Below are 21,848 nucleotides of genomic sequence, written 5' to 3' on the forward strand. Positions count from 1 at the left end.
TGATCCCGTCCTTCTCTTCAATTCATCATAAGGAATCCCAAACTTCCTTATGTCTTAAAACTTGGAGTTCCCAGTGTCTGTCATTAGAGTCACCGACCTTGATCTGAAAGGCAAGCGCGTGTTCATCCGCGCCGACCTCAATGTGCCCGTGAAAGATAGCAAAGTTACCTCCGACGCACGCATAAGCGCCTCCATGGGCACCATCGACTACTGTCTGAAGCAAGGCGGAAAAGTGATGGTTACCTCCCATCTGGGACGACCGGAAGAAGGCGTATGGTCAGAAGAAAACTCGCTCAAGCCGGTAGCCGACAATATTTCCGAACGTCTCGGCAAGTCCGTGCGCCTGGTCAAGGACTGGGTGGACGGCAACTTCGACGTTGCCGAAGGCGAACTGGTCATCCTCGAAAATTGCCGCTTCAATAAGGGGGAAAAGAAAAACGTGGATGAAACGGCGCAGAAATATGCAAGGCTGTGCGACGTATTTGTGATGGATGCTTTTGGCACAGCGCACCGTGCCGAAGCGTCGACCTATGGCATTGCCAGATACGCTCCTGTTGCCTGCGCTGGCATTCTGCTTACAGAAGAGCTGGATGCGCTGACCAAGGCATTGTTGGATCCAGCCCGTCCCATGGTGGCAATCGTCGGAGGCTCGAAGGTCTCGACAAAACTGACCGTCCTGGAATCCCTGTCAGAAAAAGTGGATCAACTGGTGGTAGGTGGCGGCATCGCCAATACCTTCCTCAAGGCGGCGGGAAAAAACATTGGAAAATCCCTGTGTGAAGACGACCTGGTTCCCACCGCCAAAATGCTCATGGAAAAAATGGCAAAGCGGAATGCGACCATTCCAATTGCCGTTGACGTTGTTGTCGGGAAAAAATTCGACGCCAGTGAACCGGCGGTATTGAAGGATGCAGGTGCGGTAACGGATGACGATATGATATTCGATATCGGTCCGGAGAGCGCCCGCGAGTTGTCGGACATCATCATGAAAGCCGGTACCGTAGTATGGAATGGCCCTGTCGGAGTGTTCGAGTTCGATCAGTTCGGTGAAGGCACCAAAACCATCGCCATGGCTATCGCCGATACCGACGCCTTTACCCTGGCAGGGGGAGGAGACACCATTGCCGCTATCCAGAAATACGATATTTATGACAAGGTTTCTTACATTTCCACTGCGGGTGGGGCCTTTCTGGAATTTCTGGAAGGCAAGAAACTGCCTGCCGTGGAAATACTCGAACAGCGCGCAGCCGGCAGCAGATAGGCCCAGGTAGCGAAATATGCGGATTGATACGCCGATTCAACGCGTGCCCTCATCAGAATGATTCGAAGAACAAAGATCGTAGCAACACTTGGTCCTGCATCCCGAGATGCAAAGGTGCTGGAGCGGATGATAAACGCCGGCGTTGATGTAGTCCGTATCAATTTTTCCCATGGGACCAGGGAAGAGCATATCGAAGGTGCCGAGTTGGCGCGCTCCCTGGCACGCGCTGCCGGTCACGCGGTGGGTGTGCTGGCGGACCTGCAGGGGCCCAAGATTCGAATCGGCAAATTTGAAAATAATAAAATTCTGCTGAAAACGGGCGATCAATTCATACTCGACGCTGAATGCGAGCTTGGAAACCAGGAACGGGTGGGCCTGGATTACAAGGAATTGCCCAGCGATGTCGAGACCGGTGCAACGCTGATCCTGGATGATGGCCGCATCGTGCTCGGCGTTTCCGAAGTCAAGGGAAGCCAGGTTTATTGCGTGGTTGAACAGGGTGGAATACTGTCCAACAACAAGGGAATCAACCGGAAAGGCGGGGGTCTGAGTGCGCCTGCCCTCACCGGCAAGGATGTGGAAGATATCCGGACGGCCGCAGCGCTTAAAGCCGATTATCTGGCGGTATCGTTTCCCCGTTCTGGGGAAGATATGCGCTGGGCGCGCGATGTAATGCGCGAGGCGGGCGGGAAAAGTTTATTGATGGCGAAGATCGAACGATCGGAAGCCATCCTGGCGCTGGACGACATTCTGGAGGCCTCCGATGCGATCATGGTTGCGCGTGGAGACCTTGCGGTAGAGGTAGGCGATGCAGTGGTGCCGGCGTTGCAAAAACGGATGATCCGCACTGCCCGAACCAGGAACAAGCTGGTGGTAACCGCCACCCAGATGATGGAGTCCATGGTCAGCAGTCCCATCCCCACCCGCGCGGAGGTATCGGATGTAGCAAATGCGGTACTGGATGGCACTGATGCGGTGATGCTGTCAGCGGAATCCGCCACCGGGCAATATCCCGTTGAAGCAGTTGCGGCAATGGCAAGGGTATGCCTGGAGGCGGAAAAGGAATACCTGGTAAGCAGTGAAAATCGACGGCTGCAGGGCGGCCTGCCCGATAATATCGAAGAAGCGATTGCCCGTGCGACCATGTTCACCGCAGGGGGATTGAAGATCAGAGCTATTGCGGCGCTTACGCAAAGCGGCAGGACCGTGTTGCTGATGTCGCGCAGGAGTTCCACCGTGCCCATATTCGCGTTGAGTCCGCAGGAGGATACACGGCGCAAGATGACGTTATTTCGCGGCGTGTATCCGGTCAAGTTCGGCGGAGGTTCGAACGACCCCGAAATCATCCTGAATCACGCCGAAAACGAGTTGCTCAGGCGTGGCGCGGTGCGCAACGGCGACCTGATCATCATGACCATCGGTGAACCGGTGGGCAAGGCAGGCGGCACCAATACCATGAAAATAGTGAAGGTCGGCGAGCACAGGAAGCAGGAACGGAAGGTGGAATCCTGAGCACGTTGCAAGTATTGCCACTTAGGGTTTTTCGCTGCCTGTGATTCGCATGTTCCGGTTTTACCATATACTGATTCTAACTTTGAGGAGGTTCTAATGGCACTCGTATCATTGCGTCAACTTTTGGATCACGCGGCAGAAAATGGCTATGGCCTGCCCGCTTTCAACGTCAACAACCTGGAGCAGATTCATGCCATCATGCAGGCTGCGGATGAATGCGACAGCCCGGTGATCATGCAGGGTTCGGCAGGCGCGCGCAAATATGCTGGCGAGCCTTTTCTGCGCCATCTCATTGCTGCGGCCGTAGAGGCATATCCGCACATTCCCATCGTCATGCACCAGGACCACGGAGCTTCGCCAGCGGTTTGCGTCAATGCCATTCGCAGCGGTTTTTCCAGCGTCATGATGGATGGATCCCTGGAAGCGGATGCGAAGACGCCCTCTTCCTATGAATACAACGTTGAAGTTACAGGCAAGGTAGTGGAAATGGCACATGCAGTGGGTGTTTCCGTCGAGGGTGAACTCGGATGTCTCGGTTCCCTGGAATCGGGCATGGGTGAAGCGGAAGATGGCCATGGCGCCGAAGGCAAGCTGTCTCATGATCAACTGCTGACCGATCCGGAGCAGGCAGCCGACTTCGTCAAGCAAACGGGCGTGGATGCGCTGGCAATCGCCATCGGCACCTCTCATGGCGCGTACAAGTTTACGCGCAAGCCAACTGGAGATATTCTCGCCATCGAGCGTATAAAGGAGATTCATGCGCGCATTCCCAATACCCATCTGGTGATGCATGGCTCCAGTTCCGTGCCGCAGGATTGGCTCGACATCATCCGTGAATATGGTGGAGAGATGAAAGAAACCTATGGCGTTCCGGTCGAGGAAATCCAGGAAGGCATCAAATACGGCGTACGCAAGGTCAATATCGATACCGATATCCGGTTGGCGATGAGCGGGGCGATACGTCGCCATCTTGCCAAGAACAAGAGCGAATTCGATCCGCGTAAATATCTCAAGGACGCGACTGCCGCAGCCAAGGACATTTGCAAGGCGCGCTTTGAAGCATTTGGCTGTGCAGGGCAGGCGGCCAAAATCAAACCTATCGCACTGGACAACATGGCAGGCAAATACGCGAAGGGGGAATTGAAGGCTGTCATCAAGTAATCAGGTAAACTGACAGGTCCACCAGTTCAACCGTCAGTGCTGGTTTTATAAGCAACTGGAATTCGAACGGGATAAAAGGCGAGCCGATACGGTTCGCCTTTTTATTACCGGCGGCTAAAGTGCCCGGTCGAATTGCTCGAACTTCCAGAGCTGCTGGCTGGCCCCGATCTTGCACTGGCAATCACTACCCCGGCAGGCCCGCGGGCGGCTGCCAGAACACCCTCTTTTTCTCGAAATCCCCCCAGACCTCATCAAACTCATTTCTTTTCGTCAGCCCACGCTGGGCGATCCAACCGAGAACAATACCTTTTCCTTCGCACTCGCCGCCTTTCCCGCCTTTGTCCCCTATCATGCCGACCTGATTCAGCAATCGTCCGGTCACGGCAGTGTCAATTACCGCGCCCAGCGTTTCCTGCAATACGGCCAGAGACTTGATGTAGCGCTTCACCTTTTTTCGGCGGTACAGGTCTGAGAAAAACTCAGCGGTATAGCGCTGTTCTTTTACCGCAATGCGCAGGGCATGCACTCCTTCTGTACCCTCCCCATCCACCCTTTTGTGATACTTTTTCAATTTCTTGTGTCCGTGCGACAGCGCGTTATCTGCGAATTTCTTCACTGACCATTCCAGCGGGGCCTTTCGCGATTCACTCTCCTGCGGCCCAGGTGCCGGAAGCCATGTCTCCGCGTTCAGCCAGGCGCCGAGCCTCAGCATCGCTTCCGTATAGCGGGTAGATCCTACCGCCTCACGCGCCGCATCATTACGGTTTCGCCGCATCTGCTCGCATTCTTCCCACAAGGCGGAGATACCGGCATGTTCATGAAAGTAGTTCCTCACTTCGCTTAATGCTTCCGACATGAATACATCCCAGTCCCGCGCCGCGCCGAGGGAACGCGACAGCCCTTTCAAGTCCGGGGTTGCAGAAGCAAACGCAGTTGCATCGAATGCCCTGGCAAAAACACGGCGCACCGTACGCACCCTGCGTAATGCCACGCGCATCTGATGCAGATACTCCGGATCCTCGCTTTGCAGCATGCCTGCCTCGTTGCCCTGCAGATGATTAAGGCAATTCCATGCGATCGCCTTGAATGCTTCACACAGATTCATTTCCGTCTCGAGTCGAACAGGTACTGCCTTGACGGGGGCGGGTTTGGAGTCGACAGCGAGCCTATAGCCACGCTCGACTTTGCTTGCGTTTTCCAACCTGAAAGGAATGGTGTGCAGTATATCCAGTGCGAACTGGTATAACGCCTGCACATTTCCCGATTTGAGTTCCAGTTCGATTTCGCAAATCTCCCTGGTAAAATCAGCCGGCGTTCTGATTACTCCCTGATCCAGCGAAAATTCGATCTCGCTTCCGTCCACCAGCCGCAACATGCGTGTGCTGCGCTTGAAGTCGGTGGTAAACAGGGCAAGCAATTGGCCGTGCAGTTCAATATTGTCGAACAGGTCGGGAAGCGCAGGCTCGGATATTCGGGTGAAATCGGGCTGTCCTGTCGGCACCATGGACTCCCATTCATGATGCTGGTGCAATCCCAGGGCAGCATCCCCCCCTCCTTTGATGGACTGTATCCATTTTTTTCCGATATGCCGCAACCGGAGCGCCATCTGATGCTTCTGAAGATACAGATCAGGCGTGTCGTAATAGGTGGTGAAAAGTTTCCGCGTAACAGGGCGGGAAACGGTAAGGGATGCTAGCAACGGATCATGTCGAAGCCGAGCGGCATCCTCGGGTGACAATCTTAATTTGAGTTCGATTTCGAGCGGCACGATTCTTTTCCGACTATTGCCTGGACGACTACTCGCTACCGGGTGAAACGCCATGCCTCTGAGGGCTGCCGCCTCTATTGCGCGGCGGCCAGTTCCATCAGCAGCGTCTCCTGAGCGCTTCGCTTCTTGCTCTGGCCGGGATGCTTCAAATGATAACGGCCGTCGCTGTCCATTTCCCAGGCCTGGCGATTGTCCTTCAGAAATACATACAGGCCTTCTTCGAGCACACGCTTTTTCAGCTTTGGCTCCAGAACCGGAAAGCAGATCTCGATCCTTCGAAAAAAGTTTCGATCCATCCAGTCGGCACTGGAAAGGTAGATATCGTAAGCGCCGCCATTGCGAAAATAGAAAATCCGGCTGTGTTCGAGAAAGCGGCCGATAATGGAGCGTACCCGAATGTTTTCTGAAAGCCCTTTGATGCCCGGCCGCAAAGCGCACACCCCGCGAACAATGAGATCGATCTTTACGCCTGCCTCGGAAGCGGCATAGAGTGCCTTGATGACTCCCGGTTCCAGTAATGCGTTCATCTTTGCGATAATTCGGGCAGGCTTTCCTGCTTTCGCATTCTGCGCTTCGTTTTCAATGGATGCGATCATCTGGCTATGGAAACTGAAGGGAGATTGCCAGAGATATTTGAGTTTTCCCGCCTTGCCCAGTCCCGTAAGCTGCGTGAAAACTTCATTCACATCAGCACAGAAATCCTCTTGGCAGCTGAACAAGCCGAAATCGGTATAAAGCCGGGCCGTGCTGGCGTGATAATTCCCGGTGCCGACATGAACGTAACGCCGAAGGCTGCCTTCCTCACGCCGCACTATCATTGCCATCTTTGCGTGGGTCTTATGGCCTACCACTCCATAAACCACATGCGCTCCCACATTCTCCAGTCGGCTGGCCCAGTTGATATTGGCCTCTTCATCAAACCGGGCCAGCAGCTCCACCACCACAGTGACCTCTTTTCCGCTGCTCGCAGCGGCGATAAGCGCGGCCATAACTTGGGAATCGGCACCGGTACGATATACGGTCTGCTTGATGGCGACCACATCCGGATCGGTTGCAGCCTGCTGGAGAAAATGAATTACCGGCTGGAACGACTGGTAGGGATGGTGTAACAGAATATCGTTCTTGCGAATCAACTGAAAAATGTCAGACGCTTTTTTCTTTTGCAGCGTCAGCGGCAAACCCGGGATGAAAGACAGATATCTCAGATCGGGCCGGTCTATGCGTTCGAAGACGTGCATCATCCGCGCCAGATTCACGGGCCCCTCTACCTGATAGAAATCCTCCTGGGCAAGACCGAGCTGCTCCAGCAGAAAGGCTGACATATGCAGGGGGCAATTGTCCGCCACTTCCAGCCTCACGGCATTGCCGAAGTGGCGCTGCGGCAGTTCACCCTGTAGCGCAATGCGCAGATTCTTGACTTCTTCCTCATCCACGAACAGATCGCTATTACGCGTGGCGCGAAATTGATAGCAGCCGAGCACATTCATCCCGGCGAATAATTCCCCTACGTGCGCATGCAGGATGGAAGAGAGAAATACAAAATTATAAGTGCTGCTGCTGATTTCAGCCGGCAACTGAATCAGCCTGGGCAGCACGCGCGGGGCCTGCACGATGGCAACTCCGGAATTACGCCCGAAGGCATCCTTGCCCTCGAGTTCTACCGCAAAATTCAGACTCTTGTTAAGCACTCGAGGAAAGGGATGTGAAATGTCAAGGCCGATGGGAGTCAGCACCGGCATCATTTCGCGAAAGAAGTAAGACTTGATCCACGCGCGCTGTGCGTCATTCCAGGTGGCGCGTCGCAGAAAATGGATCCCCTCACTGGCAAGGCCAGGCAAAATCTGCTGATTCAGCAACGCATACTGCCGCGCCACCAGCGTATGCGTCTGTTCGCTCACCAATCTGAATATCTGATGCGGCAGCATGCCAGCTGGATCAAAACCGCGGGTATCGAGTTTGATCTGCTCCTTGATCCCCGCGACACGAACCTCGAAGAACTCGTCCAGGTTACTGCTGACAATGCAAAGAAATTTCAGGCGCTCAAGAAGCGGGGTTTCCTCATTTTCGGCCTGCGCAAGCACCCTCCGGTTGAATTCAATCTGGCCAACCTCTCGATTGAGGAATTGACCGGAAGCTCTGGAATCGGTCATGCCGTCTCTGAATATATCCAATGCAATCACTTCAAGCTGCCGTGCTATCTGACATTATTTGGCAAGAGGTACATAGCCACGCGGTTGTTCCGCACCGCTTCCGAAGAAATATGCCTCGAGCTGTTCGGCCAGATATTTGCGCGCCTTGATATCCGACAGGTTCAAATGATACTCGTTGACCAGCATGGTTTGGTGCTTGATCCAGCCCGCCCATGCCTCTTTCGAGACATTCTCAAAAATACGCTTTCCCAACTCGCCTGGATAAGGCGGAAAATCCATGCCTTCCAGCTCCCGCCTGAGTTTGATGCAATTCACCGTTCTTGCCATTGCTTTCTCCGAAATATACAAAATGTAGACCAGCGCTGCCGTACGCTGCATTCTTCGATTATCACGACAGGATAGTCGATCCAGCAGCCAGAATCTGATCGCTGGTTAAAGTAGTTTCACAAATACCTTCGAACGCCGTTGATAATTGTATAACCCCTGCTTCACCTTGGGTAATTGACCGACGTCTGCTGCAAGGAAGCCGCGTTCGATGAACCAGTGGGCTGTCCGGGTGGTAAGGACGAACAGTTTTTTACTGCCCTGGGATCTCGCCTTCATCTCGATAGCCTTGAGCAACGCATCTCCACATCCCGCACTGCGATAGTTCGGATGAACGGTAAGACAGGCGAGCTCGCCCGCCTTGTCGTCCGGGAAAGGATAGAGCGCAGCACAACCGACAGTCATGCGGTCATGCTCGATCACCACGAAGCGATCAATTTCCATCTCCAGTAACTCGCGGCTCCGCCGCACCAGCGTCCCATCCGCTTCGAGGGGCTCAATCAGTTGCAAAATCGCACCAACGTCCTCTATTCGTGCATCCCGCAGGTTTTGCAAGGGACCTTCAGATATCATCGTCCCGATGCCGCTGTGTGTGAACAGTTCCTGTAAAATAGCGCCGTCCACGTGGCGGCTTATGAGGTGGATACGTGATACCCCGCGTTCACAGGCATGCAAGGCAAAAGGCAGATAAAGCTGTGCATCCTCTGCAAGCTTTACCGTTTTCCTGCCAAATTCCTTAAGCAAGCTCTTGCCCTCCGCCACCGTCAGTTCCCGCAGCAGCAACGCCTGTTCACTGTCAATAGCACTCTTTTCGATCCCCTGAGTATCCATCAGAAATATGAGTTTCTCGGCCTTGAGGGCGATCGCAGCCTCAGCTGCGACATTTTCCAGGGTCAAATTAAAGATCTCGCCGGTAGGCGAGTAGCCAAGTGGCGACAGCAATGCCAACTCACCTTGCTCGAGCCGCGAGCGGATGGCGGAAGTATCCACCTTGCGTACTTCTCCGGTATGCATCAGGTCGATGCCCTCTATCACGCCGATTGGCCGTGCAGTCACAAAGTTGCCGCTGGCGACGCGAATCGCAGCGTTGGCCATTGGTGAATTTGGCAAACCCATTGACAGCAGGGCTTCGATTTCGACACGCACCCGCCCTATCGATTCCTTGACGCACTGCAATGCAGCCGCGTCGGTGACGCGCATACCCCGGATATATGTCGTCTGCAAGTCATGTTCATTTAAGCGCGATTCGATCTGGGGGCGCGCACCGTGCACCAGCACCAGACGTACGCCTAAGCTGGCAAGCAGATTGAGATCGTGTACGAGTTCTATGAATTTCCCGTCCGCAACGACTTCCCCGCCGAAAGCGACCACGAAAACTTTATGGCGGAAGCTGTTGATATAAGGCGCTACCGACCGGAACCAAGCCACGAAATCCATGATCAATAATCACCCCATAGCGCCTGCATTGCCCCCACTGCCGCCAGCGCGGCACTCTCCGTCCGCAGTATGCGGTTACCCAAGCGCAATGGGATAAAACCCACAACCATTGCAGCCGCTTCCTCATCCCGCGTAAACCCTCCTTCGGGTCCCACGAGCAAAATGATTGAGCTGATATTTGAAGAGTGCTTAAAATCCCGCAAACCCTTTCTTGCAAAAGGCGAGAGCATGAAGCAAGCATCGGGGGAAAGACTGTCGCTGGACGTTCTGCTTGATTCGGTTTGCGTACCCAGCCAGTTCTCGAGAGTCGCGAGTGGCAGCACTTCCGGTACGCGGTTTCTGCCACACTGCTCACATGCGGAGATAACGACTTTTTGCAAATGGCTTACACGTTTTTCCCCACGTTCACCGCTGAGCCTCACCACGCTCTGCTTGGTAATGAGAGGCTGAATTCGGGTTACGCCCAGTTCGACTGCTTTCTGCACGATCCAGTCCATCTTTTCACCCATACACACCGCTTGAGCAAGCAGAATGGTGAGCGGGGATTCGCGCTCGACCTGTACATGCCTTTCGACTACAACAGCCACACCCTGCTTGTTGATTCGCGAAATGACAGACGTGAATTCTCCACCGTCGCCATTGAACAACACCACTTCATCGCCTGGCTCGAGTCTCAGAACGCGCGCGGCATGATGCGCAACTGCTGAAGGCAATTCCAGGACCTGTTCCGCAAAAATCTCCACGGGGCAGTAAAAGCGGGGAAGCGTCATTGCATATTCAGTATCAGACGGTGGAGCAATCAATGCGCCTTTCTCATGATAGTATTGTTGTTTCAGCAGTCCTGCTTGAACCAGGGCTGTCGAGATATCCGCGCTGCTTTCAATTATATCCGCACGACAAGCTTCTGCGAAAAGACACCGCTCGGCGTCTGCCTGGATAGCGCAGGAAACGACATCTGGCATTCGTTATAAGGAAATGAAATCTGGGGGAAAATATGGCGAGCCTGGAAACACCGGTCTGTGATTTCGGCTGGAAAGCAATTGACTTCGATTTACCGGGAGTAGATGGAAAACAATACAATCTGGCCTCGGTCAAGGGTGAAAAAGGGTTGCTGGTGATGTTCATCTGCAATCATTGCCCTTATGTGAAGGCCGTGCGCGAACGCATCATCCGCGATGTCAACGAATTGCGTGAGCAGGGTATCGGCGCTATCGCGATCATGTCGAACGATCCATCGGACTACCCCGAGGATTCATTTGAAAACATGGAGCGCGTAGCCCGGGAATATGCCTATCCCTTTCCCTATGTCTGGGATAAAACCCAGGAAGTAGCAAAGGCATATGGCGCAGTCTGCACGCCGGATTTTTTCGGCTTCAATCACAAACTCGAATTGCAGTATCGCGGACGCCTGGATGCTTCCCGAAAGGAAGCCGCGCCCGCAGACGCACGACGCGACCTTTTCGAAGGAATGCTCCAGGTAACCCGCACTGGCGCCGGTCCCGAGGATCAGATTCCCAGCATCGGCTGCTCCATCAAATGGCGAGCGGACTAGCCGGTGATTGATGCAGTTATCGCTGCTGTCAAAGCAGTTGCCCAGCAGGAAATTCTGCCGCGCTATATGAAAGTTGCGCGGCAGCGCAAGGGCGATGGAAGCCTGTTTACGGAAGCTGATCTTGCCACCCAGGAAACGCTCTCACGTGAGTTGAGAAAAATCTATCCTGGTCCGGTGGTGGGAGAAGAAATGACGGAAAACGAGCAGGTCGCACAGTGGCGGGAAGGCGATGCGGGACTTTGGTGCATGGATCCGATAGACGGGACTTCCAATTTCGTCAACGGATTGTCCTACTTTGCCGTTTCAGTAGCACTGATGCAACACGGCAGAAGCGTGCTAGGAGTGGTTTACAATCCAGTGGCGGATGAAATGTTCTACGCCGAAAAAGGCAGGGGCGCATTCCTGAATGGGGAAAAATTGCCGATAAAGGAGGATGTACCGCCGCTATGGGGGGCAATCGCGAGCGTGGACCTGAAACGGCTTGGTCGCAGGCTTGCACAGGAAGTCTCTACGGCAAAGCCGTTTTCTTCTCATCGCAACTTCGGATCCTGTGCCCTGGAATGGTGTTACACCGCTGCCGGACGCTTTGACCTGTATCTGCACGGCGGGCAGAAACTATGGGATTACGCCGCTGGCAGCCTGATCCTGGAAGAAGCGGGCGGTCACATGTGCGGCTTGAACGAGGATGATTTCTGGGCCGAGCCGCTCTGGCAGCGGTCGGCCATTGCAGCGCTTGATCTGGGTCTGTTCATCCAATGGCGCGATTGGGTGCGCGCACATCGATAGCTTGCGACCCTGGCCGGCTCACAACTCCGAATGCGGCTGGGCAGGAACTGCCTCCTTTGAGCTTTGGGAGAAAAACCTCTTGTCCACAACCTCCATCCGGAGATCGCAATACTATAGACCACTCTGTAGACTACTCTGCTCCGCAGCTTCAGCGACCGCCGCTAACCAGTGCAAACGAACCGGAAGCACAAGATTATCTTTTCTACACGATATCCTGATCTCTTGCTATATTTCTACGCTAAGTTTAATCGAACTCTGCCATTTGAGTACGGGTATCAAGGAAGTCGGGACGAACGACTTATTCTGTCGCACTTTATATTCAGGCTGACGAGCCGTAATAGCACTGGCAAAACCAATGGAAAGCATGGGCATCGATTGTCCTCCCGAAATCGAACAGTCCTCGTTTCACTGGGAACGCGCAGAGGTGCAAAGTTGAGTACTGGCTGCAGAGATGCAAGAGTTTGAAGGTGGACCTGGTCGCTGATTCGGAAAAGGGAATTTACATGCGCGCTTTTAGAAAGAGTGCTTTAAAAAAGACGGGGCTGATGCTCGCAATCGCTGCCGCCCTCACCGCAGGGAGCATGCAAGGCTGTAACAAAGCGGGGGATCCGGCGAAGCTGATGGCGGATGCGAAGCGCTACGAAGAAAGCGGGGATCACAAGTCAGCCATCATCCAGCTAAAAAATGTCTTGCAGCAGAACCCGGATAATTCGGAAGCGCGGTATCTGCTCGGCGCAATATACAACAAGACCGGGGATTCTCAGTCCGCAGAGAAGGAGCTTCGCAAGGCGTTGAGCCTGGGCATGGATGCCGGCAAGGTGCTGCCCGAACTCGGACAAACCCTGCTCAGGCTAGGCGCCTATCAACAAATTCTGGATGAAACGAAAGAACTGGCCGACAAAACAAAGTCCGCGCAGATACTCACGCTCCGGGGGAATGCGCAGCTCGGATTAGGCAAGGCCTCGGAAGCAAAGGCACTGTTCGAGCAGGCGCTTGGACAAAACCCCGATTCTGCCGACACGTTGATCGGCCTGGCGAAATATTCCCTGCTGCAAAGGGATGTGGAAGCCGCAGCCAATTTCTCGGAACAGGCGGTTTCCCGGAGTCCGCAAAATGTCGATGCCTGGTTGTTCAAGGGCGACCTTCTGCGGATGCAAGGCAAATCCGATGAAGCCCTGACTGTCTATGACCGAGTGGTGAACCTGAAGCCGAATGCGACTGTTGCCTACATCAACAAGGCATCCATCGAAATTGGAATGGGCAAGTTCGATGCTGCAAAGGCGGATATCGAGGCTGCACGCAAGATCAGTCCCAACCTGATGGTGTTTTATACCCAGGCTTTGCTCGATTTCACCCAGCAAAAGCCTGCTGCCGCGCTGGAATCCCTCCAGCAGATACTCAGCAAATCGCCGGAGCACATGCCCAGCGTGTTGCTCGCAGGCGCAGTACAGTTTGCTCTGGGATCCATGCCGCAGGCGGAACAACACCTGAAACATTATCTGCAGAAAGATCCCGGAAACGTCTACGCGCGCAAGCTGCTTGCTTCCGTGCTGTTAAAAAATGGCGAGACGAAACGCGCGATCGACATCCTGACCCCATCGCTCAAAAATGTGAAGGAGGATCCTGAGTTATTCGCCTTGGCCGGGGAAGCTTACATGCAGGCCAGGGCTTTTGCAAAAGCCACGGAATACTTTGAAAAGGCCAGCAATATCGCACCAAGAAGTGCGATGCTTCATACCGCTTTAAGCATGAGCAGGTTGGGACAGGGGGAAAGCGCGCGCGCCATCTCCGAACTGGAAACAGCGACAAAACTCGACCCTAAATCGCTGCGCGCAGGCGTCCTGCTGGTCATGACCCATTTACGCCTCAAGGAATTCGACAAGGCGCTCGCTGCAGTAAAGGCACTGGAGAAGGAGAACCCCGATAATCCGCTCATTCAAAACCTGAAAGGTGGCGTGTATCTCGGCAAGAATGATGTAGGGAATGCAAGAGCGAGCTTTGAGAAAGCGCTTGCTATTCAACCAGACTATTTCCCGGCTATAGCAAATCTGGCGAGGCTCGACATTCAGGATAAAAAACCGGATGCCGCCAGAAAACGCTTGGAAGCAGCTCTGGCAAAGGACAAGAAGAATATCCAGGCCATGATCGCGCTAGCAGGTCTTGCTGTCAACCAGGGACAGAACCAGAAGGCTACCGAGTGGCTGGAGCGTGCAATGCAGGAGAATCCGGATGTCCTTCAGCCTGCTGCCCTGCTTGGATCACATTATCTGCGCATAGGGGAAAAACAGAAGGCGCTGGCTCTCGCCAAGAAACTGGAAGGGGCACATGCCAAGGAACCCGTTGTGCTGGATTTACTGGCGCAAGCCCAATTCGCCAACGGTGACAAGGCCAAAGCGCTGGAGAGCTACAATAAAATTGCTGCCTTGCGGCCGAAATCCGCTCTGGCGCAATTCAATATTGCTTCTATTTACATGGCGATGGAAAATCAGGCCGCTGCTTCTGAAGCTCTAAAAAAAGCGCTGGCTATAAAACCGGATTATTTGGATGCCCAATTGACTCAAGCCATGCTGGAAGCACGCAGGGAGAACTATGAAAGTGCTATCGCAATCTCCCGGCAGATTCAGAAGCAACACGAAAAATCAGTCGTAGGCTACATAGCGGAAGGTAATCTGTTAATGGGACAGCAGAATCCCGCGCTTGCCGCGAAGGCATATGAGCGAGCATGGGCTATCAGCAAGAGTGGGCCGCTAGCAGTGAAGTTGTATGCATCGCTCAAACAAGCCGGAAAAAGCAAGGAGGCCAAGTCCCGCGTGTTCCAATGGCTGAAGGACCATCCCTCTGACATATCTACCCGAGCATATCTTGCCGAAATCTACCTCTCGGACCGGCAGAATAAAGCCGCTGTCGAGCAATATCAGGCTATTCTGCAGCAAAATCCCGAGTATGTTCCAGCCCTGAACAATCTGGCGTGGCTTTACCAGCAGGAAAAAGATCCCTATGCCCTCAAATATGCGGAGAAGGCTCATCAGTTAGCTGCAGACAATCCCGCGATATTGGATACTCTGGGATGGATATTGGTGGAACAGGGCAATACCGCGCGAGGCCTACCACTCTTGCAGAAGGCCACCTCATTGGCACCGGCAGCAGGGGAAATTCGCTACCACCTTGCGCTTGGGCTAGTTAAAGCAGGTGACAAGGCTAAAGCTCGTAAAGAACTTGAACAGCTGCTGGCTACCGGAAAAGATTTTCCCCAAATTGATGAGGCAAGGATGTTGCTGAAACAGCTGCAGTGATCCAAGGGTAAAAAGGGCTGAGAGAACTGCAGTAATCAGAATTGCAACCATTTTATAGCGCTCGTAACTCCTGTTGGTCAGGTGTTAGCTAGCTCACAAGAAGATAGCCGATAAATATTGCTTGAACTTCTGGCGTACCATATCGCCCCCATGTCCAGGAACCTGGAGATACCGCGTCGCTACAGGTAGCGATGTAAGTTTGGGCGTAGCAGCACACAACCCTGAAGCAACGTGGAGACACGCATAAGGGCTACCGAGGCCTTGTCGAAAGCGCATTCTTGCTAGTGAGCATTATCGTCGTCTTGCCAGCATGCTTCGTTCTGCATCCCACTGGGACATCGATCATGGTGTCACCGGCAATGTAAATTGATACACCTCGTCATAGGGATAATTGTCGCTTTTTGAGCGGCGATGGTTTCATACGAGGAGTATATGCAAATCAAGATACTGCACAAGCAGGGCAAAAACTTTCGCGCCATTGCGTGCGAAATTGATTGCTCAGTCAATACCGTGCGCAAGTATTTGGTTGAAGATTCGACCCCTGCTTTCAAAGACCGTGTTCCCCGCGTGACCACGATTGCGCCGTTTGAGGGGTACTTGCGGCAAAGGGTAGCATCGGCCGCCCCTGACTGGATTCCAGCTGCCGTACTGTAGCGGGAAATCCGGAATAGGCTTTACTGGCTGTGAACGTACCGTGCGTAACTTTATCGCCAGGTTAGGAGAGAGAGATTGCCTCTATACCTTGCAGGCAAGCATTCCACGTCTGACACGCTCAAGCCTGCATCGCTGCCTACAGCGCCACGGCATCTCCAGGCTGCCCAGTTCGAAGAGAGCAAGACACGAAGCAAGTTCAAGCAATATCCGATCGGCTACTTCCATATCGATATTGCCGAGGTGCGGACGGAAGAAGGCAAGCTCTATCTCTTTGTTGCCATCGATCGTACAGCCAAGTTTGCTTATACCGAACTGCATGCACAATCGAATCGGACAGTCGCAGTGGCATTCCTGCGCAGTCTGATCAAAGCTGTTCCTTACAAGATACACACCATCCTGACCGATAACGGCATCCAGTTCTGTCATCCGCCACGTTACCGCAACGGCCCCACTGCCAAGTTCGTCACACACATGTTCGACTTATGCTGCCTTGAGCATGGCATCGAGCATCGCACCACAAAGGTCAATCATCCCTGGACCAATGGTCAGGTGGAACGCATGAACCGAACCATCAAGGAAGCCACCGTCAAACGCTACCACTACAGCGCTCAAGGCGCATATGCAAACCTTCCTGATGGCCTACAACTTCGCTAGGCGGCTAAAGACCTTGAAGGGCCTCACCCCCTTTGAGTACGTCTGCAAAATATGGTCTGAAGACCCCGACAGGTTTATTATTAACCCACACCACCTCACCGTGGGGCTAAACAGATAGAGCCTGCACCTCCGTCTTGTTCTCGCAATGCCGCGCCAAGCGCCTTTGCGTTCAGACAAATGCGGTTCCAGCAAGGCCCAAGTCCCATCAGATATTGCATCCTCCTCCGACTCGAACCTCGAGACGATGCTATCTAACGAAGGTGCTTTAAAAATGTCGCTATTCAGCGACATATAATTTCCTTATAAAACAAAGACTTATTCTTAAGATAGCGAATAACGGAGTTCAGCGACGACAGATTGAATTCGCACCATGGCGTGCGTTCATGATTTTAAACAGCCTAAAGGATGGCATAAATTTTGCTTACCCTAAAAGAAGTAGTTCTTTCCAATCATCATTCTGCAAAAGCACGTGGTTTAACACTAGGGGATGCATTTAAAACAACTACCCGCGTGGCAGCTCACTTAAGCTGAAATGTTCGTATAGAACTTATCCATTAAGGAAGACCTATTTGGATAAGGCAGTTCCTTGCCTTCAAAGCTTGTATTTAGCCGCGCATTAATTAATCTCTAAAATCTATGGGCGTTACTCTCATGCAATTACGTACTGATGAAGCTTCTGGTTTCGGCAAAATATCCTCTCCCTCATCGGTCAGAACAATCAGAAACTCCAGTGTGCTTCGCGTACCACCAACATCTCGCACGTCGTTAGTGGAGACACTCCCAAATAGAATCACTGATCGAAAATATGTTTTAAAACGTGGTAACTATAGCATTCATCTCGCCGATTCTTGGAGAGTTCACAAAACGGCGAATGCACTCATTGAACGTATGTACTCCTGGCGTGGCTATCATACTGAGGATCACTCAGCTCCTTCACACAACCCCAATCGGCTCAAATTCGTAGCAACTAATGGTAAGAATCTCATCGGCACGGTCACGCTAGGGCTCGATTCGGAAGAGGGCTTGCTTGCTGACGAACTCTACGGAAAGGAGATTGACGCCTTTCGGGCGAAAGGCAGAAAAGTCTGCGAATTGTCGAAATTTGCCTTAGACCCACAGTACAGCTCAAAGGAGATACTTGCCTTGCTATTTAACCTTGCTTATATCTATGCCAAAATCCACAATGCAACAGACCTGTTTGGTGAGGTTAATCCACGTCACGCAGCATCTCATAATCGTATGTTCGGTTTCCGCCAAATTAGTGAGATTCGCACCTGTCCACGGGTTAACGCGCCGGCGGTGTTACTGCATTTGGAGTTGGATTATGTAAGGAAGCAAATATCCTCGTTGGCTGGCTTACCAGACGTAAAAGAACGATCCCTTTATCCCTACTGTCTATCTCAGCAAGAAGAGGGGCTAGGTACTAGCATCCCGCATTAATTAGCCAACCAGGCTTCTGCGCCAAATGGAGCAATGCCTCGGCGATGGTGGAAAGCTTGAGCTGTCCGTACAGTTCGGCAATCTGTTCAGGTGCCAAGTTTATCTCCCCACCCCCATCAACTCGTCATAGACCGATAACGGATGCTGCAGTGGCGACAGCCAGTCATGGTAGCGCTCACGCAGTTCCTGGCCGCTTGCCGTTGTTGCCGGCTTGTTCAAGGCGGGATATATCGGCGGTAAACTCTGCGGAGCAACCCGCTCGACGTGCAATTACTCGCCGAGCTCCCGCTTGGTAGTGCTATGAAGCCTCACGTCTGCTACTTCCTGTAGCCCACTCCGGCCGAAATTCGTAATACCGGGCAAAGTTGAAGAATCCCGGCGGGAAGCGATGCTGCTTTGGCCCATAGGCATTGCGCTCGATGAACCTAATCTTCATGTTATCGTAGAGGGCGCGACACCCGCGGATGAAAGGGCGGCCGGGAACATAAACTTTGACCTACATCGACGCGCCAGTCCCCGACCCCTACCAAGCAGATCAAGGAGCATCTGCGTCTCAAGCGGTATTACAATACTGCCGAGAACGCCGTGAGGACCAAATCTGGCTTGTGATCACCATTTATATCCTGACCGCCATTATAAAGAAATACCTCAGGATAAAGGCAGGGCCCCTACACAATTCTATAAATTCTGAGCCTAATATTTTTTGTAGAATCTCTGTTAGATCAATCTCTTAAAAATACAAGGCGGCAAGTGAATATGACTGTAAAATGATAATCGTTGAATCTATTCAGTTAAATTGCTGAATGCTAATGTCGTTGCTTAAGGAGGCCTATGCCGTAGGAGACGGCTAGGAATTGTTTGGCTGGCAATAAGCTATTGTTCACTAATTATGAAGACTTCGTTCCTTGATTACTTACTTAGCAGTATTTGTGTACTGTTTCTTGTGAGTCTCAGTACTGCAACCGCATGGACATCTCCCATTGAGGGATCGTATGGCGCATTACTCGCCCTAATGATTTTTATGCTCGCCTATGGCATTTATACTATGCTGCTGCTTGCCATACTGCGTAAGTTCCGGCCTTATCCTGAGGGGTGCTACAACATGGCCTCTAACGCATTCACCTATTGGAAACTCAATGCGGTACTGGTTAATCTCGCTGCAAAGGCATTAGGTCCTTTTAATACTGTATTTACACAAACGCTCATCCACGGAGGCTTTGGCGCGCGCATTGGACAAAATGCAACAATAGCGGGCGTATTACGAGACCATCCTTTACTCGATATCGGAGCTCGTGCCACCATAGGTCAGAATTCGGTTATAACCGCCCATGCCATAACACACAATGATATCGTAATTAAACGCATACGTATTGGTCCCGGTGCCGTAGTCGGAATCAATTGCGTGGTAATGCCAGGCGTGGAGTTGGGAGAAAACGCAGTGCTTGCACCAGGGTCAGTGGCTACCGTGGATACCAAAATCCCGATCAATGAACTGTGGGGAGGAACACCCGCTCGAAAGCTTAAAGAACTGCCTCCCCAAACTAATGGTTAGCGTTCATCCGGCGGTCGAAACATCTTCGCCACTGTCGTCAATACCATTTTGGGAGGGGCCAAAGCACCGAATGCCCGTTGCTTGTAAAGCCCCTTTACGGATGAGACGATTGGTTCGTCGCTAGCCAAGTTTTGCAGGGCATATTCCACGGCCTCGGATGCAGAACGTCGTTCAGAAAGGGCGCTAGCATAGGCCCCCGCCTTCTCATCGAACTCTGTGCTTGTAGGTCCGGGAATAAGGGTCTGTACGTATATTCCGTGCTTCTTCCATTCCTCATAAAGCGCCAAACTGAAGCTGTGCACGAAGGCCTTGCTAGCCGCGTAAACCGCCATGAAGGGAACAGGTTGAAATGCTGCCTGAGATGAGATGTTGACTACTGCACTTCGAGGAAATGAACTGAGGTAGGGGAAAAATTCACGGCACAGTCCCACTAGAGCCTGATTGTTTAATTGCAGGATACGGTCGTATTCCTCCATTGCAGCTATCTCGAACCGCCCCCATTTTCCCGCTGCGGCATTATTGATCAGCAGTCGGATACATATCCCGGCTTCATCTAGGCGCGCACGAACAGTAGCTGGCGCATTGGGACGCGTAAGGTCGTAGTCGACAACAAAAACCTTGATATGGTACTTTGCCCTTAATTCCTGTGCCAACATCTCCAATAATTCGACTCGCCTAGCCACCACAGCTAGGTTGAACCCTGCGGAGGCCAACTGCGTGGCAAATTCCTTGCCAATACCTGATGAAGCCCCCGTCACCAAAGCCCAGTCCCCGCGCCAAGTCATGCCAGAATTTGTGTCATCACAAAAAGGATCATCGGCATGGGAGGCAGTGCATTAGACTGCTTCCCAGCCACACCACCTGGCGTGCGCAGCACGTGATCATCAGCTATGCTATGCCCCGGGCTACCAGTACCAAGAGCATTGTGGCCTACACACCCAAAAGAAATCTTCCAGTCCGTATCCAGCAATCCACTCCCTCCCGCTCTTAATCTCCTTCCAGACTTTGCGCAGTGCATTCTGTGCAGATCGTCCTTGTCGCATCTGAAGTTGGCTTCATCAAATATCGGCTCGAAAGATCAACTCCAGTCGATTGAGCATCGCCTGTTGGCATCCTGTCATAAATAGACAGAATGCCAAGCCTGCGATACTCTCCCGGTTTGCTCTCTCGGGATTTACATTTGTCTTACCGCTCGGAGTCGAACAGTGTCTAGAGCCCAAACCCCTTCATTCTAACTTACCTGCAATTGCGTCAAACCCTTGCGGCGGCGGGCTAGTCCCATCGCACCCAGCCCTAATCCTATCAGAGCCAAGGACATGGGCTCAGGCACCTGAGCGAGACTAGCTGTCGAGTCGGTCATCAACATTTCATTCGTTCCGTTGACCCCATTGATGGTCCCCACGGTATTAATGGCACATAGCCCTCCCAGATTGTTCGGACCAGCCCCATTAATCAACCCTCCGCCTCCGTTGTTAAAGCAGGAGGATGGGTTGGTCTGACTAAAGGCCAAGTTGAGCTGGGTGTCGAAAGTCAAGGGGATTATAGTCGGTGCCCCATCCGTAAAGTACGTTGGATCAAAGGAGGTGACAGTGACGTCAAGCTTGCCGCCACCGGTGCCGGAAATACTCTGTAGGCCGGAATAGTTGTCTGGGCCAAACTTATCAAGGAGAGGATTAATGGCAGGAACCCCGTTGGCGGTAAAATTTGTCTGCCCGACCAAGGACCCGGGATCGAAAGCGTTAAAGGTGCCAGACAGGATGAGGATAGCATCACTATTGGTAGGATCATTCGTATAGCCGGTGCCATTAGCCGGATTGTAATTCGGCGTTGGATCGAAAAATATCTGGAAGAAATTGTCTCCGCCTGCAACAGTATTGAATACTGCGGTACCGGTACCACCTCCTCCAGTTGTGGCAACCACCTCTTCCTGGAAGGCTGCGATGTATGACCATCCATAACTACTATTCAACTGCGTCCCACCTATTGGATTGCCCATTGGATTCAGGAATGCACTGAGCGAGGCGTGGGTATATACTTGAAATATGTCTCCCAATGCAGGATTATTCACCGAAGCACCACCTGTCGGCGTAATCAAGGCACTGCTCGCGGCCCAATCCAAGCTTCCCACGTTAATCGTTGGATCACCCCCTGCACCGTCTGGATTGATCAGGGCCGCATGACCCACGCCCGCCACCGCCATTGAAACCGCTACAACCATAGCTTTAAGTTTATTAGAATTCATTATTTACCTCCGAGAATATCAGTTTTCAAGAAAAGCCGCGATTCGGGCTCAACTACTTATAA

Annotated in this window: 18 protein-coding genes and 1 pseudogene; 10 read left to right on the forward strand and 9 right to left on the reverse strand. The window is 52.7% G+C overall.

Annotation, left to right across the window (positions count from 1 at the left end; translation table 11 throughout):
* Positions 1 to 73: 73 nt before the first annotated feature.
* The 3 genes from AC52W5_RS12770 (at position 74) to fba (ending at position 3,934) form a co-directional block, all read left to right on the forward strand.
* Entirely contained in the window at positions 74 to 1,261 is a 1,188-nt protein-coding gene (locus AC52W5_RS12770) for a phosphoglycerate kinase (RefSeq protein ID WP_495671256.1), read from the forward strand.
* Between the two features lie 57 nt (positions 1,262 to 1,318).
* Positions 1,319 to 2,773, forward strand: a complete 1,455-nt coding sequence (pyk, locus tag AC52W5_RS12775) for a pyruvate kinase (RefSeq protein WP_074972597.1) — start codon at positions 1,319 to 1,321, stop codon at positions 2,771 to 2,773.
* A gap of 96 nt (positions 2,774 to 2,869) precedes the next feature.
* On the forward strand, positions 2,870 to 3,934 hold the full coding sequence (fba, locus tag AC52W5_RS12780; RefSeq protein WP_112891387.1) for a class II fructose-bisphosphate aldolase: 1,065 nt from the start codon (positions 2,870 to 2,872) through the stop codon (positions 3,932 to 3,934).
* Here the strand turns inward: fba and AC52W5_RS12785 are convergent.
* The 6 genes from AC52W5_RS12785 to AC52W5_RS12810 form a co-directional block, all read right to left on the reverse strand.
* A complete protein-coding gene (locus tag AC52W5_RS12785; RefSeq protein WP_495671257.1) occupies positions 3,927 to 4,115 on the reverse strand; it encodes a hypothetical protein in 189 nt (62 codons plus the stop codon). The genes fba and AC52W5_RS12785 overlap by 8 nt on opposite strands.
* Positions 4,116 to 4,118: 3 nt before the next feature.
* Positions 4,119 to 5,702: a CYTH and CHAD domain-containing protein gene (locus AC52W5_RS12790; RefSeq protein WP_495671258.1), complete on the reverse strand. Its 1,584-nt coding sequence runs from the start codon at positions 5,700 to 5,702 to the stop codon at positions 4,119 to 4,121.
* A 74-nt stretch (positions 5,703 to 5,776) separates the two neighbouring features.
* Positions 5,777 to 7,852 (reverse strand): polyphosphate kinase 1, encoded by a 2,076-nt coding sequence (gene ppk1 / locus AC52W5_RS12795; RefSeq protein WP_495671259.1) that lies wholly within the window; start codon positions 7,850 to 7,852, stop codon positions 5,777 to 5,779.
* A gap of 54 nt (positions 7,853 to 7,906) precedes the next feature.
* Positions 7,907 to 8,179 (reverse strand): oxidative damage protection protein, encoded by a 273-nt coding sequence (locus AC52W5_RS12800; protein WP_495671260.1) that lies wholly within the window; start codon positions 8,177 to 8,179, stop codon positions 7,907 to 7,909.
* 105 nt (positions 8,180 to 8,284) lie between these two features.
* The gene (gene argA, locus AC52W5_RS12805; RefSeq protein WP_107760986.1) at positions 8,285 to 9,613 is read right to left on the reverse strand and encodes an amino-acid N-acetyltransferase; all 1,329 of its coding nucleotides are present in this window, start codon (positions 9,611 to 9,613) and stop codon (positions 8,285 to 8,287) included.
* Positions 9,614 to 9,615: 2 nt separating this feature from the next.
* Positions 9,616 to 10,575, reverse strand: coding sequence for a 16S rRNA (uracil(1498)-N(3))-methyltransferase (locus tag AC52W5_RS12810; RefSeq protein ID WP_495671261.1), 960 nt, complete (start codon positions 10,573 to 10,575; stop codon positions 9,616 to 9,618).
* Positions 10,576 to 10,607: 32 nt separating this feature from the next.
* Here AC52W5_RS12810 and AC52W5_RS12815 point away from each other — a divergent pair, with 32 nt between their 5' ends.
* From AC52W5_RS12815 to AC52W5_RS12840, 6 genes and pseudogenes are all read left to right on the forward strand, one after another.
* On the forward strand, positions 10,608 to 11,165 hold the full coding sequence (locus AC52W5_RS12815) for a thioredoxin family protein (RefSeq protein ID WP_495671262.1): 558 nt from the start codon (positions 10,608 to 10,610) through the stop codon (positions 11,163 to 11,165).
* A gap of 3 nt (positions 11,166 to 11,168) precedes the next feature.
* A complete protein-coding gene (locus tag AC52W5_RS12820) occupies positions 11,169 to 11,951 on the forward strand; it encodes an inositol monophosphatase family protein (RefSeq protein WP_113066689.1) in 783 nt (260 codons plus the stop codon).
* Between the two features lie 503 nt (positions 11,952 to 12,454).
* A complete protein-coding gene (gene prsT / locus AC52W5_RS12825; protein WP_495671263.1) occupies positions 12,455 to 15,244 on the forward strand; it encodes an XrtA/PEP-CTERM system TPR-repeat protein PrsT in 2,790 nt (929 codons plus the stop codon).
* A gap of 411 nt (positions 15,245 to 15,655) precedes the next feature.
* Complete coding sequence (locus AC52W5_RS12830; protein ID WP_495671264.1) at positions 15,656 to 15,898, forward strand: helix-turn-helix domain-containing protein; 243 nt, start codon at positions 15,656 to 15,658, stop codon at positions 15,896 to 15,898.
* Positions 15,899 to 15,971: 73 nt separating this feature from the next.
* Positions 15,972 to 16,670: pseudogene (locus tag AC52W5_RS12835) on the forward strand (DDE-type integrase/transposase/recombinase); the annotation flags it as partial.
* A gap of 533 nt (positions 16,671 to 17,203) precedes the next feature.
* On the forward strand, positions 17,204 to 17,992 hold the full coding sequence (locus AC52W5_RS12840; RefSeq protein WP_495671265.1) for an N-acyl amino acid synthase FeeM domain-containing protein: 789 nt from the start codon (positions 17,204 to 17,206) through the stop codon (positions 17,990 to 17,992).
* Between the two features lie 99 nt (positions 17,993 to 18,091).
* On the opposite strand, the gene AC52W5_RS12845 is transcribed toward AC52W5_RS12840, so the two are convergent.
* Positions 18,092 to 18,262: a hypothetical protein gene (locus tag AC52W5_RS12845; protein WP_495671266.1), complete on the reverse strand. Its 171-nt coding sequence runs from the start codon at positions 18,260 to 18,262 to the stop codon at positions 18,092 to 18,094.
* A 742-nt stretch (positions 18,263 to 19,004) separates the two neighbouring features.
* Here AC52W5_RS12845 and AC52W5_RS12850 point away from each other — a divergent pair.
* Positions 19,005 to 19,544 (forward strand): acyltransferase, encoded by a 540-nt coding sequence (locus AC52W5_RS12850; protein ID WP_495671267.1) that lies wholly within the window; start codon positions 19,005 to 19,007, stop codon positions 19,542 to 19,544.
* On the opposite strand, the gene AC52W5_RS12855 is transcribed toward AC52W5_RS12850, so the two are convergent.
* Together AC52W5_RS12855 and AC52W5_RS12860 are read right to left on the reverse strand one after the other, a co-directional pair.
* The gene (locus AC52W5_RS12855) at positions 19,541 to 20,329 is read right to left on the reverse strand and encodes an SDR family NAD(P)-dependent oxidoreductase (RefSeq protein ID WP_495671268.1); all 789 of its coding nucleotides are present in this window, start codon (positions 20,327 to 20,329) and stop codon (positions 19,541 to 19,543) included. The genes AC52W5_RS12850 and AC52W5_RS12855 overlap by 4 nt on opposite strands.
* 446 nt (positions 20,330 to 20,775) lie before the next feature.
* A complete protein-coding gene (locus AC52W5_RS12860) occupies positions 20,776 to 21,786 on the reverse strand; it encodes a PEP-CTERM sorting domain-containing protein (protein WP_495671269.1) in 1,011 nt (336 codons plus the stop codon).
* Positions 21,787 to 21,848 lie beyond the last annotated feature (62 nt).

Source organism: Nitrosospira sp. CT, assembly GCF_059489795.1.